We start from the raw sequence: 15,074 nt of genomic DNA on the forward strand, positions 1-15,074 counted from the left end.
TTTCCATATAAATTTGTAGAGCAAATTATTAAAAGTTTAACCAACAACTATTAAAAACTCAAATTATGAACAAAACAGATTTAATCGATGCAATGGCTGAAAACGCCGGAATTTCTAAAGCAGCTGCAAAAAAAGCTCTTGAGTCTTTTCTTGAGAATGTTGAAAAATCTCTTAAAAAAGGAGATCGCGTTTCATTAGTAGGATTTGGTTCCTGGTCAGTTTCTAAAAGAGCTGCAAGAGAAGGAAGAAACCCTCAAACCGGTAAAACAATTAAGATTGGAGCTAAGAATGTTGTAAAATTCAAAGCTGGTGCAGATCTTCAGAAAGCTGTGAACTAATTCTCACAAAAGCTAACAAAATACTAAACTCTCCCAATAGGGAGAGTTTTTTTGTTAATTTTTTTCCCTTCCATTTGAAGCTGTACATTATTTTTTTAATTTAAATGAAAGTTTGCAGAAACTATTGAAGAATGACTACACTTAAACCTGCTAAAGGATTACTTCTAATTGCCGAACCTACTATTACAGGAGATCTCTCCTTTAATAGGTCTGTTGTGCTAATTGCAGATCATACAGAGAGTGGCTCTGTGGGTTTTATTCTTAATAAGCAGTTGGATTTTACACTTCGGGATCTTTTGCCAGAAGTTTCAGGAAATTTCAAGGTTTATAATGGTGGTCCTGTAGAACAGGATAATCTTTACTTTATTCATAAAATTCCGGATCTAATCCCTGATAGTATTGAGATCGCCAGTGGGATTTACTGGGGTGGAAATTTTGAGGCGGTTAAGGAGCTTATAAGCCAGGATCTAATTGGTGAAAACGAGATCAAATTTTTTCTGGGATACTCAGGCTGGGAATTTGATCAACTAAATGAAGAACTTCATGCCCACTCATGGATAGTTGCAGAAAACAATGACCATAAAGATATTTTAAACCGCAAACCCCGCACATTCTGGAAAGACAAAATGATGCAATTGGGAGGCAATTATGTGATCTGGTCCAATGCTCCCGAGAATCCCTCCTATAACTAGCTTAATCTTGCCATTGTATTCAGCCGGCCAACCAATGTTTTGGCTACTTCTGTCGCATATTCTTTTTTACGGTATTTTCTCACCGGTTGTATGCCCATCACCACATTACTGATGAACATCTCATCTGCTTTTTGTAGTTCAAAGGGAGATATCGAAGCCTCTTCAATTCTGTAATCGGGTAATTTTTTTACGATCTCCAGTATTTTTCCCCGGGTTATCCCTTTTAAGCAGCCATCTTTTAACGGCGGAGTTTTGATTACATTACCGACCACCAGGAATAAATTGCCGTTTAAAGCTTCTACTACATTTTTTTGTTCATTAAGCAGCAAACAATTATGATAGTCATTCTCACTTGCATAAATTCCCGCTAGCACATTTACCGCTTTGTTGTTAGTTTTTAAAGTAGAAAGCAGTCCTGCAGTCACATAATGATCTTTAAAAAGCTCCACCTCATAAAAATCATCGTTAAGCAGGTAGAAAGCATCCGGAAGAGATTGAGCGTTAATTAAATAGTCTATTTCATTTGTTGCAGGAGTGTAAAATCCTCCCGGTTTTCGAGAAACAATAAACTTCAATCTGGCCTGACTTTCAAAAAGGTTATTTTCCCGAACAATTTGTAAGATTTCTGCTTCAAGAAATTCCGGGGAGAAAGAAAGAGGAATTTCCATTCTCATAATACGCATCGAGGCCATCAACCTGAAGTAGTGGTCTTCCCAAAAAATAATCCTGCCATTAATAACCCGAATTGTTTCAAAAACAGCATCCCCATATGCAAAACCACGGTTGGCGATAGAGAGTGAGGCTTCATCTTCTTCAAACAATTGTCCGTTAATATTTACCATAAAAAAACCCGTTTAAAAACGGGCAAAGGTACTATATATTAAAGGATTTTTAAACTGAACCAAGCACTTGTTTAAGGTCTGATATCATATTTTCCCATAACATTTTCCCTTCATCTATTTCATCTTCTTCAGCAAAATCGGTCACCATGATAGAAACATCTTTGGTAATCTCATCTACCTGAATGCGTAATTCAAAAAAATATTGACTGTCCTCATCTGCCAACCAGCGAAATTTCACTCTTTCGCCCGACTTTTTGCTAAGCAATTTTGCTTTTTCTTCACTTCCGTTCCATATAAAGGTAAATAATTCTCCGCGTGAGTTCACGTTGTCTGCATACCATTCACTTAAACCAGATGGTGTTGCAATATAATTGTAGAGTAGTGAGGGGGAAGCCTGGATTGGAAACTCCATTTCATACTTTATCTTATCGTCCATGCTGCGATTTTGTTAGTTTCGGGCAATATAAATATTAATTATAAACCTAAAAAGAAATCAATTTAAATAATTCCCAAAAGATAGTTTGCGGCAAGACAAATTGTTTTTATATTTGCACCCGCTAAAAGGCAGCACAGCCCTTACAGGTTCTATCTTTTTAGTAAATGGCGAGGTAGCTCAGTTGGTTAGAGCGTCGGATTCATAACCCGGAGGTCACGAGTTCAAATCTCGTTCTCGCTACAAAGAGGTCGGAATTTTCATTCCGACCTTTTCATTTCAATTTACATTCCCTTCAGCTAGTTACATTTTTCCGAAAATAATAAGGAACCGACCGTGTTAAGCTTATATTATTTTCCACCTAATTCTTTCTTAATTCCTTGGTGTAAAGCATTTTTACGGGTAAATTATGAACGTGTATCTATATAATTTTTAAACGTAGATTCGTATAAAAACCTCAAAATATATATCATGAAAACCATAAAAAATCTTCGTACTATATTTAGTCTGACCTTTTTATTCCTCTTCAGCACTATAGGCTCGGCCCAGGATATGACACAAAATGATCCCACAAGGCAAATGGAAATAGCGGCTCAAAATAAAGTTGAACAATGGGATGACCATCTCGGGTTACGAGCCAAACAAGCATTGTTAATGGAAAAAAAATTAATGGAATTTGCCATTAAACGGGAAAAATTAATGAATGAAAATATTTCTGAAGACGAAAAACTTAACAGACTTAAAGATCTCAAAATTTTAGAAACCAGAGAAATGCGGGATATTCTTACTCAGCCGCAATTTGACAAATATCTGCTTATTCTGGAAGAAGAAGCCAAAGGTAATATTCCCCGTTAAACGGAAGTAATTAATCTTTAAACACTTTAGTCTGCGCTCAGAGAATTTTCGTCCATAAGATCAAAATTCTGCGCAATATGTTTTTTACTGCTGAATGAGGAGACTAAAAAAAACACAGCAAAGTTTAAGCCTCAAAAATGCCATATTTGAGAGGTAATTTCTTTCAGAAATAAATTTCACCTTCTGAAATATCTTAAGCCAATAACTTATTTAACATGCAAAAGAAAAAACTCGGAGCTACCAGTCTTGAAATATCACCCATAGTTTTTGGTGGGAATGTGTTTGGCTGGACCCTGGATGAAAAAGAATCTTTTAAAATACTGAACAGGATATTTGAAAAAGGATTCACGACAATAGATACAGCCGATTCATATTCCCACTGGGCTCCCGGAAACAGCGGCGGGGAAAGTGAGACTATAATTGGCAAATGGATGAAAGAAAGGAGTAATCGGAATAATATTGTTCTTGCTACTAAAGTGGGTTCCAATCCTGGAAAAGAAGGCAGAGACGTATCTAAAAATTATATTTTAAAAGCCGCAGAAGATTCCCTGAGACGCCTGAAAACAGATCACATTGACTTGTATTTCACTCACTGGGATAATGAAGACACTCCGGTAGAAGAAACTCTGGAAGCTTATGAGCAACTTATTCAACAAGGAAAAGTGCGGCACATAGGAGCTTCTAATCTTTCCCCGGAAAGAATATCGGCTTCTTTAAAGGCAGCAAGAGAAAATAACCTTCCAAAATATGAAGTACTACAACCGGAATACAATCTTGTAGAGAAAAGCAAATTTGAAAACCAATATCGACCTATTGCTGAGGAACATGATCTTGGAGTGATTACTTATTTTTCCCTGGCCAGTGGTTTCCTTACCGGCAAGTATCGCAAAAAAGAGGATCTGGAAGGTGCACGGGAAGAAATGGTGAAAAAATACTTCAATGAAAATGGATTGAAAAAAGTTGATACTCTGGACGAAATTTCTAAAGTTCACGAAGTTTCTATTGCTGCTGTTGCCTTAAGATGGCTAATGCAACGTCCCGGAGTCACTGCACCTATTGCCAGCGCCACAAAGGAACAACACCTCAAAGCATTTGAAGAAGCTGTGAGGATACATCTATCTCAGGAAGAAATGGAAAAATTAGGTTAATAAACGACCCCCAATTCAGTTTGGTTAAACCAGTCCATTTGTTAGTTGTCGACTTATTACTTTGTACTCTACAACAAGATAATGAGAAGGAATTCTTATCTTTATAGAAGAATACTTTATGCCAAAAGTATTATAGAATTATACCTTCTCCTATATTGTAAATAGTTATGAAACCTATTGCAATTTTATACTCGACAGTAGATGGGCAGACCAAAAAGATTTCTGAATATCTGGCCACCCATTTGGAACAAAAAGATCTCAAAATACACCTGAATTCCCTTGACAAATTTGATCAAAAAATTTCACAATTTGATACTGTTGTTATAGGTGCCAGTATTCGCTATGGAAAGCATAATCCCCTTGTTGAGAAATTTATTAATGAGAATCAAAAGGAGTTGGAACAAATCAACGGCGTCTTTTTTTCGGTGAATTTGGTAGCCAGAAAAGCTGATAAGAATGAACCTGAAACAAACCCTTACCTCAAAAAATTTTTAAATTCAATCCAGTGGAAACCCGATCTTACAGGGGTTTTCGCAGGAAGTCTGGACTATAAGAAATATGGATTTTTCGATAAGTTAATGATCAAGGCCATTATGATCATTACCAATGGCCCCACAAAAAACGAACATCCAATAGAATATACTGACTGGCAGCGGGTAAAAATGTTTGGTGAAAGTATAAATGGATTGAAAAGTAAGCCTGAGATTTCCTTTATTAGAGAACCTGTTTCTTACTAAAATTTTAATTAAAGAGGTGCAACTAATATTTAATTTGAAGTCAGGCCCTTAAATCATTAAAAAATAGCTATCTAAACATCTATTTATATTCATAGCCCCAATCATACTCCTTTTCACCTAGAAATTGAATTTTATCTTCAATTCTCTTTTTTAAAGCCTTATAATTCCCGTGATAAAATTGAGAAATGCAGACCAGCCTTTTTTCATCTTTCAATAGAAAAATATAATCTTTGTTTCCTAATCTTCCCGGCTGCTGTGAAGTTATGAAGCCGTCAAAATCGCTGTACTCAAAAATCTTTTCACTACCCAGGCCGAAATAATTCCGCAAAAAAATTCTATTCTCCCCAATAACGACATAATGAGCTCTGGTCCTGAATTCCGTTACCCAAAAATAAATAACAAATAGTAAATAAAGAAAAGGCAGTAAAAGTCCCGCAGCAGGTGAATTCACACACATGTAGACTAGGAAGGGTGCCATTAAAGAAACAAACAGTGCCAGGAAGATGGGCAATACTCCAAACCTTGCGGAAATTCTATTCATCCTTAATCTTTGTCTTCAGCTCCTCAAGACTTACGGAATCCTGTTCTCCGCTTTTCATGTTTTTTAAAGTAAATTTCCCTTTCTCAATTTCTTCAACCCCGGCAAGTATCACAAAAGGAATATCTCTTTTATTTGCATGGTTCATTTGCTTTTTCATTTTAGCTTCATCAGGATAAAGCTCGGCAGCAACTCCGGCGGCACGCAACTCTTTAATCGCTTTAAGGCAATACAGACTTTCTTTACTTCCGAAGTTGATAAATATGGCTTTAATGTTGTTGGCTACAGTTTTAGGAAAGAGATCAAGTTCTTCGAGCACAAGATAAATTCGGTCCAGACCAAAGGAAATTCCCACACCACTCACGCCGCTCATTCCAAAGATGCCTGTAAGATCGTCATACCGACCTCCGCCGCCAATAGAACCCATTGCCACACCTCCTGGGGCCGATACTTCAAAAATGGCTCCTGTGTAATAATTAAGTCCGCGAGCCAATGTTACATCAAGATCGAGTGTCGCAGTTCCAAGACCTAATTCTCCTATTGCGCTGTTGATGAATTCCAGCTCCTCAATTCCTTTTGATCCAACTTCAGAAGGTTCTAAAATGTCTTTAAGGACTTCTATTTTCTCTGAAAAAGTTCCTCCTAAGTCAAAAACCTTCTGAATTTTTTGAATTGCTTCCGAAGAAATCCCTTTCTCCTGCATTTCGTTTTTTACTCCATCCTCCCCTATTTTATCAAGTTTATCCAGAGCTACAGTGAAATCTATAAGCTTATCGGACTCTCCAATGACTTCAGCAAAGCCTGAAAGAACTTTTCGGTTATTCATTTTAATAGTCACACCCTCTAAACCGAGCGAACTAAACACTGCATCATACAATTGGACGAACTCCACCTCCTGCCACAGGCTATCGCTCCCTACAACATCGGCATCACACTGAAAGAACTCTCTAAAACGCCCTTTTTGAGGCCTGTCTGCCCGCCACACCGGCTGGATCTGGTATCGTTTGAAAGGAAATTCTATTTCATTCCTGTGCTGCACGACATATCGGGCAAAAGGCACGGTAAGATCATACCGCAAAGCTTTTTCACTAATTGAAGGAGTGATTTTTAAACTATCTCTACCTTCATAAGTTTCATCATCGACCTTCTTTAGAAAATCTCCCGAATTAAGGATCTTAAAAATGAGTCGGTCCCCTTCTTCCCCATATTTACCCATTAAAGTTTCACTGTTCTCAAAACTCGGAGTTTCTATAGGCTGAAATCCAAATTTTTCAAACTGTTCTCTAATGGTTTGAATGATAAAATTCCTTTTCGCTACTTCAGTAGGAGAAAAATCACGGGTACCTTTGGGAATGGAAGGTTTTTGAGCCATTTTTATTCTTGTTCTTTAAGGCACAAATATCAGAAAAATAAAAAGAATCCCGCAGGAGGATTTCGATTGAGTTTCTGTAACAACAAGCAATGAAATGCGTCTAACTCTTTAAACTGAAACCTTCCCATGTTTCCACTTTTTAAAGAAAATGTTCGCATTGCATTCTTTTCCATTAAGAGTCAGGTCCTAAGAACTGTTCTCACGGTAATGATCATAGCTATAGGAATCACTGCACTTGTAGGGATCTTAAGCGCTGTTGCCGCATTGGAAAACACCATAACCAGCGATTTTGCTTCTATGGGTACCAATACTTTTAATTTGCAGCGTTATGACTCCCAAATAAGGGTGAACGGAGGGGAAAGAGAGAAAGTAAATCCGGTAATAAGTTACAGGGAAGTTAAGCAATTCGAAGACAACTACGAATATCCTCAGACCCAGGTTGCCGTTTCCTTCACGGGAACTTCAAGGGCCGAACTTAAATATGAGAGTGAAAAAACAGACCCGGAAGCAAGTGTCCTGGGAGTAAATGAAAATTACGTAAGTAATTCGGGACTTAGTATTGAAGAGGGACGGGATTTCAGCATTTTTGATATCGAAAATAATAATAATGTTGCCATTATTGGTGGTGATGTTAAAAATGGTATTCTGGAAGGGCTGGAGCCGCTGGATAGAATCATTTCGATTCGAGGAGTGAAATTTAGAGTAATTGGAGTTTTAGAATCGAAGGGGTCTACCTTTGGGAACAACCAGGATCTTAGGGTTTTAATTCCAATCCAGGTTGCTCGTTCCATGTTTACCCACCCCAACATCAATTATGATCTAAGTGTACGGGTGGAAGACCAGGAGATGCTGGAAGGCGCCCAGGACGAAGCTATTATCACCTTCAGGAACGTTCGCGGATTGAATCCTGTTGAAGAAAATAATTTTGGACTTGCCAAGAGCGACGACCTGCTTAACCGTATTTTTTCTATTACTCAATATCTCAATATTGCGGCATGGGTCATTTCCATAATTACCATTTTCGGTTCCTCTATTGCTTTGATGAATATAATGCTGGTTTCTGTAAGTGAAAGAACCCGGGAAATTGGGGTTCGAAAAGCTATGGGTGCAAAGAAAAATACCATTGCCATGCAATTCTTCATGGAAACACTTATTATTGGTCAGATGGGAGGGGTTATAGGAATTATCCTTGGAATTTTGATTGGCCTCCTTGTTTCTACTTCTGTAGGCTTTGAATTCACAACTCCGTGGATGGCTATAATTTGGGCTACCGCAATAACCTTAATTGTAGCTGTCCTGGCAGGAAGTTATCCTGCCGCCAAAGCAGCGAAGCAGGATCCTATTGAGTCGCTTAGATACGAATAAAAATTAGTTCTCAGTGCTCAGTATTCAGTAGGCAGCTTTTAGGATTTTGATCTAGATCCTATCTCATTTAAAGATTTAGATGCTTTTCAAAAAATCCATATAGCTCTCCTTTAGTAATAACTGCACCTTGTTGTATAAGAGCAAAAATATCTTTATTGCGGTCGTCACTAATGTTTTTTGAAGAAGTATAAAGGTTAACCCTGTCGTCCATGAGGTTCTGCTGTAACCAGGCATAACCGTGACGTGTAGTTATATCTACAGCCTCATTCTTAACTTCTACAGCGATAAGATTGATGGTCAATTCGGTGATCTTGAAGAGGTAGATCTGGTTGGGTGAGATATGCTCCAGGTACTGCGCCTGATTGAGTACTCCTTCCCACACCAGGTCGCTGAAAACATCAAGTTCCTGTTCCGCCACGTCAGGTTTCTGTTCTTTGATCTCCTTCCACTCATCAGCAGTAATAGATTGGGAAGCCAAAAAGTTGATGAATTCCTGGTGTAACTCTTCAAATTGTTCTTTTGTAAGTCGGGCGTACTTCATAAATTCAAAATTTAAAATTCAGGATTCAGGATTAGTGGAATTATTTGATCAGCTTTTATCCCTATCCTTACTCCTTAATTGTTTATGCATTTGAACTGTCTACTTCTTACTGTCAACTGCACACTCAAATAAAAAAGCCCACTCCGTTAGAAGCAGGCTTTATTGAAATTTGTTCAGCGATTAAGCTTCTGCTACAACTTCAAATGTGAAGTTAGAAACTACCTCACGGTGAAAACGTAATGTAGCATCATATTGCCCAAGACGCTTAATGTTTCCACCTGCAATAGAAATGTATTTCTTATCGATGTCTACACCTTCTTTAGCAAGGGCTTCTGCAAGATCTGCATCGGTTACAGATCCATAGATCTTATCACCGGCACCTGCTTTTGCAGTAAGTTTAATATCCAATCCCTGAAGTTTAGCAGCCTGTGCTTTTGCTTCATCGATTTGCTTTTTCTCTTTATAAGAACGTTGTTTCAAAGTTTCATCTAAAACTTTTTTCGCAGAAGGAGTTGCCAATACAGCAGCACCCTGAGGAATTAGAAAGTTTCTGCCGTAACCCGGTTTTACCGAAACAACATCATCTTTAAATCCTAACTTCTCTACGTCTTTCTTTAATATCACTTCCATAATAGCCCCTTTTTATTTTAGTAAATCGCCAACATAAGGCATTAATGCTAAATGACGTGCACGCTTAACGGCAACAGCCACTTTTCTCTGATATTTCAAAGAAGTTCCGGTCAAACGACGAGGTAATAATTTCCCCTGTTCGTTTACAAAACTCATTAAGAAATCTGGATCCTTGTAATCAATGTACTTGATCCCAGATCTTTTAAAACGACAATACTTTTTTGTCTTGCTGGTTTCTATATTAAGAGGAGTTAGATATCTAATCTCTCCGTCTTTCTTTCCTTTGGCTTGTTGTTCAATTGATGACATACCTTACGCTTTTTCTTTGTTTCTGTTTCTTCTTTTCTCAGCCCAGGCGATTGCGTGTTTGTCTAAGCTCACCGTTAGGTAACGCATCATACGCTCATCTCTTCGGAATTCTACCTCAAGAGGATTAATAGCTTCACCGGGAGCGGTGAATTCGAAAAGGTGGTAAAATCCACTTTTCTTGTGTTGAATAGGATAAGCTAACTTTTTTAGCCCCCAGTTCTCTTTTGATATCATCTCGGCACCGTTAGAAACAAGAAAATCTTCGTATTTCTTAACTGTTTCCTTTATCTGGTCATCAGATAAAACGGGATTCAAGATGAAAACAGTTTCATAATGATTCATAAAAAATTTACTTTAAATTAAATTGGCTGCAAAAGTAACACTAATCTTTAATATTACAAAACAGAAACCTTGTGGGTAAACTTCCTTTTTGATCGATGAAATACCATTTTTCTTTTTTTTATGATTTTTTTTATCTATTATTGCTAGTACTAACCTATTATAAGTGGAAGAAGTTATACTTAAATGTGCGGTCGTTGATGATTCCAGCTTGCAAAGACTCTCTATTGTCAAGTTAATTAAAGATCATGCAAATCTTAAACTGGTGGCCGAATATAACAATGCCATAGAAACCAAAAACGGCTTACTGGACACCGAAGTAGACCTTATTTTTCTTGATATTGAAATGCCTATTCTTTCAGGATTCGACCTGTTAGATGATCTTCCTCATAAACCACAAATCATTTTTGTCACCGGAAAAACAAAATACGCTTTTAAGGCATTCGATTATGATGCTGTAGACTATCTGCATAAGCCCATTTCAAAAGACCGGTTTTTTAATGCAGTATCCAAGGCAATCAATCTTTATCGCCTAAAACATGAAGGTGCACCTCCAGAGGATGACAATTATATCTTTGTAAAAAGCAACCTGAAGAATCGGAAAGTTTTTCTTAATAAGCTTAAGTATATTGAAGCTCTGGGGGATTACGTCAAATTTGTAACTGAAAAAGATAATTTCGTTGTGCTTGCCACTATGAAATCTTTTGAGAACCAGTTACCATCTAATAAATTTCTGAGGATCCATAAATCCTACATTGTTAATCTCGATAAGATTGAGCGTTATAACAGCAGAAACATTGAGATCGACAAGCAACAAATTCCATTAAGCAGACATAAAAAATCCAATCTTATTGAAGCACTTGCTGCTAATCAATAAGGATCCACATTTATCACTGTTTTTACTCCCCTGTAGGCTCCAATAGCTTTAAAGCTTTGAAGAATTCTGCCAATGAGATATTTTGTTTTTGATAAAGATTGCCCTTGGGGAATCTTTATCAGAATATTCTTATAATATTCATTCCTAATTCTGGCTACAGGCGGAAATTCAGGACCCAGAATATTTTCCCTGAAGGTGTTTTTTAATGAAATCGCAAGCCAGTCCGCTCCCTCATTGACTCTTGAATAGTCCCTGCCTTTAAGCGTGATCCTTATGAGCCTGTAGAATGGCGGATATTTATAGTTGCGCCTCTCCTCAAGCTGTTCCTTGTACATTTCATGAAAACTGTTGGTAGAAACCTGTTGCACTATTTGGTGGTGAGGATTGTAGGTTTGAATTAACACCAAACCTCTTTTTTGAGTTCGTCCTGCCCTGCCTGCCACCTGCAACATTAACTGGAAACTTCTCTCATGAGCTCTGAAATCGGGAAAATTCAGCAGCGTATCTGCATTCATTATTCCCACCAGCCGCACATTTCTAAAGTCAAGACCTTTCGTGACCATTTGTGTTCCCACAAGGATATCAATTTCACCTTCTTCAAATGCCGAAATTATTTTCTCATATCCATGTTTGCCCCTCGTGGTATCCTGGTCCATCCTGCCAATTTTATGATCAGGAAAAAGGGCTTTTAGTTCTGTTTCTACCTGTTCGGTACCAAAGCCTTTTGTAGAAAGCTCCACACTGTCACATGCCATACATTTCTGTTGCATTGCCATGTGATAACCACAATAATGACAGCGCAGTTGATTGTTATGACTGTGATAGGTAAGACTTACATCACAATTTGGACACTGCGGGGAATGCCCGCAGGTGTTACATTCAAGAATTGGGCTGAACCCACGACGATTTTGAAAAAGAATAACCTGCTCATTAATACTCAAGGTTTCCTTTATCTCTTCCAGCAACCTGTCAGAGAAGTGACCGGTCATCCGTTTCTTACGATGTTTTTCCTTAATGTCTACAATCTCAATTTCGGGCAGGAGTACATCACCATATCGGCGATTGAGATTTACCAGAGCATATTTGGAATGATCGGCATTAAAATAAGATTCCAAAGAGGGTGTAGCCGAACCTAATAGCACTTTCGCATTCTGCATCTTCCCCAGAACTACCGCCAAATCCCTGGCATGATACCTCGGTGCAGGATCATATTGTTTAAAAGTAGATTCATGTTCCTCATCCACTATAATTAACCCGAGATCATGGAACGGAAGAAAGATACTGGAACGTACACCAATAACTATACGTGCATTTTCTTCTTTCCGAAGAATATTCTGATAAACTTCCACCCTTTCATTGACAGAATATTTGCTATGGTAAATAAGGACTTGTTCTCCAAAATAATCTTGAAGCCTGACAATAAGTTGTGTTGTAAGGGCAATTTCCGGCAGCAGGTATAGCACCTGTTTTCCTTCAGAAATTTTCTTTTCAATAAGATCAACATAAATTTCAGTTTTGCCGGAAGAAGTGATTCCATGAAGAAGGCAAACATCTTCAGTCTTAAAAGCAGTTTCGATTTCCTGTAATGCCTGCTGTTGAAATTCATTAAGCCGGACTCTTCCTGCCAGTTCTTCAAAATCCTGATGAAATCTTGAAGCTTCTACCTTCAGCTCCTCCAAAACTCCTTTCTCAATTAGAGATTTAATCACAGTAGCCGAAGCACCGCTCTTTTTTGTGAGTTCGGAAATTTTTATTGAAGCCTTCCCTTTAGCTGACATTCCAAAAAGGGTAAAAATCACTTCCCTTTGTTTTGGTGCCCTGCTCAGATCATCAAGTAATGCATGCATGGAAGCATCTTCATAAAAACGTTCATGTAGCCTTACATAGCGCTCGATTTTTGGTTTATACTGCTCATAAATCTCCTGATTTACAACCACCACTTTTTTCTCCACCAGAGTATTAATCACCGGAAGCACAGCTTTTTTATCCAGCAGCTGAATAATTTCATTGATCTTTAGAGAAGATTGTGCCTGCAAAGCTTCGAAAAGCAGGAATTCATCATCACTTAAATCTTCATCCTTCACTTCTACTCCCTTGAGCAGTTGAACTATAGTTTCACTTTCCAAAAGGAAGGCACTGGGAATGGCTGCACGAAGTACTTCGCCTTCAGCACACATATAATAGGAAGCTATCCAGCTCCAAAACTTCAGCTGAGTTTCAGTTACAACCGGGGTTTTATCAAGAATCTGCTCAATAGGTTTAGCTTCATAAATCCTTGGATCAATTTGATGAACTTCAGAAACAATCCCGGTATAAATTTTAGATTTTCCGAAAGGCACTGCAACCCGCATTCCGGGTTGAAGGAATTCAGCCTCATCCTTTGTAACACTGTAAGTGAAATGCTTCTCAAGCGGAAGCGGTAAAATTACATTGATGAAAAATGGCATTTTTGAGGCTTGGGTTTTAGCAAAAATAAATGGAATACTTGTAAAAAAATAAACCATCCTTAAAAGAATGGTTTATTTATAATTTGTAACGTAAAAATTATTTTCCTGCTAAAAGATCATTTTTAAGACCGTCATCCGCAGACTTATCCGAGAGCCAGATCCCAAAAAGGGCTTTTTTAAATCCCTTTCCTTTCACAACTCCGCGTTCTTTACCATTTTTATAAGCTACTACTCCTTTGCTAGGAATGTAAACGAGGTCAAAAACGTCATTTTTATGAATGTCTTCTCTAAAGAAACTTAGTAGGTTGTCAATCTCATTTTGGATTGGAGCGGTATTGCCATTGGTAGATTTTTCAAAACCCTCAGTCACAGCTTCAACCATTTTATCACTGGTAATTAATTTTGAGACAACATGAAGCTTTATGGCCATAGGTTTATCTGCATTCAGGATCTCCTGGGCATTGTCATTTTTTTGGTCAAGGTAAAGACCGGCAGCATAAAGATCAATCCAAAATTTCTCCCTCACTCCGGCGCCATTGAGATGCAGGTCGTGGTCATGAAAATTTTGAGTAGCAGGAAGAATAACTCCCCCTACCTCTTTTTGCGCTTCCGCTGTCGAGGAAACCATAACAGCCATTAATAATAAAAGCAGGTTTTTCATAATTTGATTTTTTGTTTAAGTATTATTTTTTATTCCTTTTAAGCTTCATCAGCGAAGCATTAAGTTCGAAACCGAGCAACAATATATTAGAATTTATCCATATGTAGAACATTAATATTAATAAAGCCCCAATAGAACCATATAATTCATTATAGGCGGAAAAATTTTCAATGTATAACCCAAAAAGATAGGTATTCAGCAAAATAAAGATCGTACAAAAAAATGCCCCTATTGAAAAAAATCGACTTAATCGACTCTCTTTTGTTCCAAAGTAATATAAAATCGCTACAGCCAAATATATCATGACTGTAAAAATCACATATCTCCCCAAATTGGCCCAAACCACAGCGTCATTCACTACCTGTAGCATCTTCAAATCCTCAGTCAGATAGGTGAGATATACCCATACTACTACTGTTATAAGCAATAAAAGGGCCAGGATTAAAGAAATACCCACGGCAATAATATATTGCCTGATTATAGATCTGTTTTTTTTGGTGTGGTAAGAGAATTCAAAGCCGGTAAATACGGCATTTACCCCATTTGCCATTAGAATAATTGAAAGCAAAAAAACTATGGAAAGAAGACCTCCCCTTTTTCGCGCTGCGATGTCATAAAAAATATCATTAAAGAACTCGCTGGTCTCGGGCGGCAACAAAGAATCCACAAAAGCCAAAAACTCCAGCTGAAAATCGTCAATAAAATTAATAAAAGGAATAAGGTTCAGAATAAAAAGCAAGAAAGGAAAAAGAGCCATAAAAAAGCTGAACGAGATCGCACTGGCCCTGGCCGAAAACGCACCTTTTAACAACCCGGCGTAAAAAATTATGTACAAATCATAAAGAGAAAGTCCCACAAGCCCCGGCAGAATTACCTTTTTGGCCCTGCTGGTCCACCAGTGGGTGAAACCTTTCTTTGTATTTGCACTTGTTTTCTCGCCGTTCCCCATG

The 15,074-nt window shown here is 37.9% G+C and carries 17 protein-coding genes, 1 tRNA gene and 1 pseudogene; 8 read left to right on the forward strand and 11 right to left on the reverse strand.

Features of this window, described 5'->3' with window-relative positions; genetic code table 11:
- Window positions 1-56: 56 nt before the first annotated feature.
- Window positions 57-338 (forward strand): annotated as a pseudogene (locus tag H148_RS0104395) (HU family DNA-binding protein); the annotation flags it as partial.
- Window positions 339-469: 131 nt separating this feature from the next.
- Entirely contained in the window at window positions 470-1,030 is a 561-nt protein-coding gene (locus tag H148_RS0104400; protein ID WP_029033718.1) for a YqgE/AlgH family protein, read from the forward strand.
- Here the strand turns inward: H148_RS0104400 and H148_RS0104405 are convergent.
- Both H148_RS0104405 and H148_RS0104410 read right to left on the reverse strand, forming a co-directional pair.
- The gene (locus H148_RS0104405) at window positions 1,027-1,872 is read right to left on the reverse strand and encodes an aminotransferase class IV (RefSeq protein WP_029033719.1); all 846 of its coding nucleotides are present in this window, start codon (window positions 1,870-1,872) and stop codon (window positions 1,027-1,029) included. The genes H148_RS0104400 and H148_RS0104405 overlap by 4 nt on opposite strands.
- 49 nt (window positions 1,873-1,921) lie before the next feature.
- Window positions 1,922-2,308, reverse strand: a complete 387-nt coding sequence (locus tag H148_RS0104410) for an START-like domain-containing protein (RefSeq protein WP_029033720.1) — start codon at window positions 2,306-2,308, stop codon at window positions 1,922-1,924.
- A gap of 166 nt (window positions 2,309-2,474) precedes the next feature.
- Here H148_RS0104410 and H148_RS0104415 point away from each other — a divergent pair.
- The 4 genes from H148_RS0104415 to hemG all read left to right on the forward strand — a co-directional run bounded on the left by H148_RS0104415 (window position 2,475) and on the right by hemG (window position 5,045).
- A tRNA-Met gene (locus H148_RS0104415) sits at window positions 2,475-2,548 on the forward strand.
- Between the two features lie 228 nt (window positions 2,549-2,776).
- Window positions 2,777-3,160 carry a hypothetical protein gene (locus H148_RS0104420; protein ID WP_156877200.1) on the forward strand — a complete coding sequence of 128 codons (384 nt, stop codon included), beginning with the start codon at window positions 2,777-2,779 and terminating at the stop codon, window positions 3,158-3,160.
- Between the two features lie 215 nt (window positions 3,161-3,375).
- Window positions 3,376-4,308 (forward strand): aldo/keto reductase, encoded by a 933-nt coding sequence (locus tag H148_RS0104425; RefSeq protein ID WP_029033722.1) that lies wholly within the window; start codon window positions 3,376-3,378, stop codon window positions 4,306-4,308.
- A gap of 167 nt (window positions 4,309-4,475) precedes the next feature.
- Window positions 4,476-5,045 (forward strand): menaquinone-dependent protoporphyrinogen IX dehydrogenase, encoded by a 570-nt coding sequence (gene hemG, locus H148_RS17210; protein WP_051286169.1) that lies wholly within the window; start codon window positions 4,476-4,478, stop codon window positions 5,043-5,045.
- A gap of 79 nt (window positions 5,046-5,124) precedes the next feature.
- Here the strand turns inward: hemG and H148_RS0104435 are convergent, their stop codons facing one another.
- Window positions 5,125-5,586, reverse strand: coding sequence for a hypothetical protein (locus H148_RS0104435; RefSeq protein WP_029033723.1), 462 nt, complete (start codon window positions 5,584-5,586; stop codon window positions 5,125-5,127).
- Window positions 5,579-6,955 (reverse strand): histidine--tRNA ligase, encoded by a 1,377-nt coding sequence (gene hisS, locus H148_RS0104440; protein ID WP_029033724.1) that lies wholly within the window; start codon window positions 6,953-6,955, stop codon window positions 5,579-5,581. The genes H148_RS0104435 and hisS overlap by 8 nt, the downstream gene beginning before the upstream one ends.
- A gap of 126 nt (window positions 6,956-7,081) precedes the next feature.
- Here hisS and H148_RS0104445 point away from each other — a divergent pair, with 126 nt between their 5' ends.
- On the forward strand, window positions 7,082-8,320 hold the full coding sequence (locus tag H148_RS0104445; RefSeq protein WP_029033725.1) for an ABC transporter permease: 1,239 nt from the start codon (window positions 7,082-7,084) through the stop codon (window positions 8,318-8,320).
- 67 nt (window positions 8,321-8,387) lie between these two features.
- On the opposite strand, the gene H148_RS0104450 is transcribed toward H148_RS0104445, so the two are convergent.
- The 4 genes from H148_RS0104450 to rpsF all read right to left on the reverse strand — a co-directional run bounded on the left by H148_RS0104450 (window position 8,388) and on the right by rpsF (window position 10,142).
- Window positions 8,388-8,861 (reverse strand): DUF6495 family protein, encoded by a 474-nt coding sequence (locus H148_RS0104450; RefSeq protein ID WP_029033726.1) that lies wholly within the window; start codon window positions 8,859-8,861, stop codon window positions 8,388-8,390.
- A gap of 180 nt (window positions 8,862-9,041) precedes the next feature.
- Entirely contained in the window at window positions 9,042-9,491 is a 450-nt protein-coding gene (gene rplI / locus H148_RS0104455; protein ID WP_029033727.1) for a 50S ribosomal protein L9, read from the reverse strand.
- A gap of 12 nt (window positions 9,492-9,503) precedes the next feature.
- On the reverse strand, window positions 9,504-9,800 hold the full coding sequence (gene rpsR / locus H148_RS17215; RefSeq protein WP_037324607.1) for a 30S ribosomal protein S18: 297 nt from the start codon (window positions 9,798-9,800) through the stop codon (window positions 9,504-9,506).
- A 3-nt stretch (window positions 9,801-9,803) separates the two neighbouring features.
- Window positions 9,804-10,142, reverse strand: coding sequence for a 30S ribosomal protein S6 (gene rpsF / locus H148_RS0104460; protein ID WP_029033728.1), 339 nt, complete (start codon window positions 10,140-10,142; stop codon window positions 9,804-9,806).
- A 163-nt stretch (window positions 10,143-10,305) separates the two neighbouring features.
- Here rpsF and H148_RS0104465 point away from each other — a divergent pair, with 163 nt between their 5' ends.
- Entirely contained in the window at window positions 10,306-11,016 is a 711-nt protein-coding gene (locus tag H148_RS0104465; RefSeq protein ID WP_029033729.1) for a LytR/AlgR family response regulator transcription factor, read from the forward strand.
- Here the strand turns inward: H148_RS0104465 and priA are convergent.
- From priA to H148_RS0104480, 3 genes are all read right to left on the reverse strand, one after another.
- A complete protein-coding gene (priA, locus tag H148_RS0104470; protein ID WP_029033730.1) occupies window positions 11,010-13,463 on the reverse strand; it encodes a replication restart helicase PriA in 2,454 nt (817 codons plus the stop codon). The two genes, H148_RS0104465 and priA, sit on opposite strands and share 7 nt — an antisense overlap.
- A 97-nt stretch (window positions 13,464-13,560) precedes the next feature.
- Window positions 13,561-14,124, reverse strand: a complete 564-nt coding sequence (locus H148_RS0104475) for a chalcone isomerase family protein (RefSeq protein WP_029033731.1) — start codon at window positions 14,122-14,124, stop codon at window positions 13,561-13,563.
- A 22-nt stretch (window positions 14,125-14,146) separates the two neighbouring features.
- Window positions 14,147-15,073 carry a YihY/virulence factor BrkB family protein gene (locus H148_RS0104480; protein ID WP_051286171.1) on the reverse strand — a complete coding sequence of 309 codons (927 nt, stop codon included), beginning with the start codon at window positions 15,071-15,073 and terminating at the stop codon, window positions 14,147-14,149.
- Window position 15,074 lies beyond the last annotated feature (1 nt).

The sequence above is a fragment of the Salinimicrobium terrae DSM 17865 genome (assembly GCF_000424665.1).
Classification (GTDB): Bacteria; Bacteroidota; Bacteroidia; order Flavobacteriales; family Flavobacteriaceae; genus Salinimicrobium; species Salinimicrobium terrae.

What these genes read in the sequence shown, in the direction of transcription:
- H148_RS0104405 (WP_029033719.1), bottom strand. Translation starts at nt 1,872, where the DNA reads ATGGTAAATATTAACGGACAATTGTTTGAAGAAGATGAAGCCTCACTC.
- hemG (WP_051286169.1), top strand. Translation starts at nt 4,476, where the DNA reads ATGAAACCTATTGCAATTTTATACTCGACAGTAGATGGGCAGACCAAA.
- rpsR (WP_037324607.1), bottom strand. Translation starts at nt 9,800, where the DNA reads ATGTCATCAATTGAACAACAAGCCAAAGGAAAGAAAGACGGAGAGATT.
- H148_RS0104480 (WP_051286171.1), bottom strand. Translation starts at nt 15,073, where the DNA reads ATGGGGAACGGCGAGAAAACAAGTGCAAATACAAAGAAAGGTTTCACC.
- H148_RS0104475 (WP_029033731.1), bottom strand. Translation starts at nt 14,124, where the DNA reads ATGAAAAACCTGCTTTTATTATTAATGGCTGTTATGGTTTCCTCGACA.
- H148_RS0104410 (WP_029033720.1), bottom strand. Translation starts at nt 2,308, where the DNA reads ATGGACGATAAGATAAAGTATGAAATGGAGTTTCCAATCCAGGCTTCC.
- H148_RS0104435 (WP_029033723.1), bottom strand. Translation starts at nt 5,586, where the DNA reads ATGAATAGAATTTCCGCAAGGTTTGGAGTATTGCCCATCTTCCTGGCA.
- H148_RS0104450 (WP_029033726.1), bottom strand. Translation starts at nt 8,861, where the DNA reads ATGAAGTACGCCCGACTTACAAAAGAACAATTTGAAGAGTTACACCAG.
- priA (WP_029033730.1), bottom strand. Translation starts at nt 13,463, where the DNA reads ATGCCATTTTTCATCAATGTAATTTTACCGCTTCCGCTTGAGAAGCAT.
- rplI (WP_029033727.1), bottom strand. Translation starts at nt 9,491, where the DNA reads ATGGAAGTGATATTAAAGAAAGACGTAGAGAAGTTAGGATTTAAAGAT.
- H148_RS0104400 (WP_029033718.1), top strand. Translation starts at nt 470, where the DNA reads ATGACTACACTTAAACCTGCTAAAGGATTACTTCTAATTGCCGAACCT.
- H148_RS0104445 (WP_029033725.1), top strand. Translation starts at nt 7,082, where the DNA reads ATGTTTCCACTTTTTAAAGAAAATGTTCGCATTGCATTCTTTTCCATT.
- H148_RS0104420 (WP_156877200.1), top strand. Translation starts at nt 2,777, where the DNA reads ATGAAAACCATAAAAAATCTTCGTACTATATTTAGTCTGACCTTTTTA.
- rpsF (WP_029033728.1), bottom strand. Translation starts at nt 10,142, where the DNA reads ATGAATCATTATGAAACTGTTTTCATCTTGAATCCCGTTTTATCTGAT.
- hisS (WP_029033724.1), bottom strand. Translation starts at nt 6,955, where the DNA reads ATGGCTCAAAAACCTTCCATTCCCAAAGGTACCCGTGATTTTTCTCCT.
- H148_RS0104425 (WP_029033722.1), top strand. Translation starts at nt 3,376, where the DNA reads ATGCAAAAGAAAAAACTCGGAGCTACCAGTCTTGAAATATCACCCATA.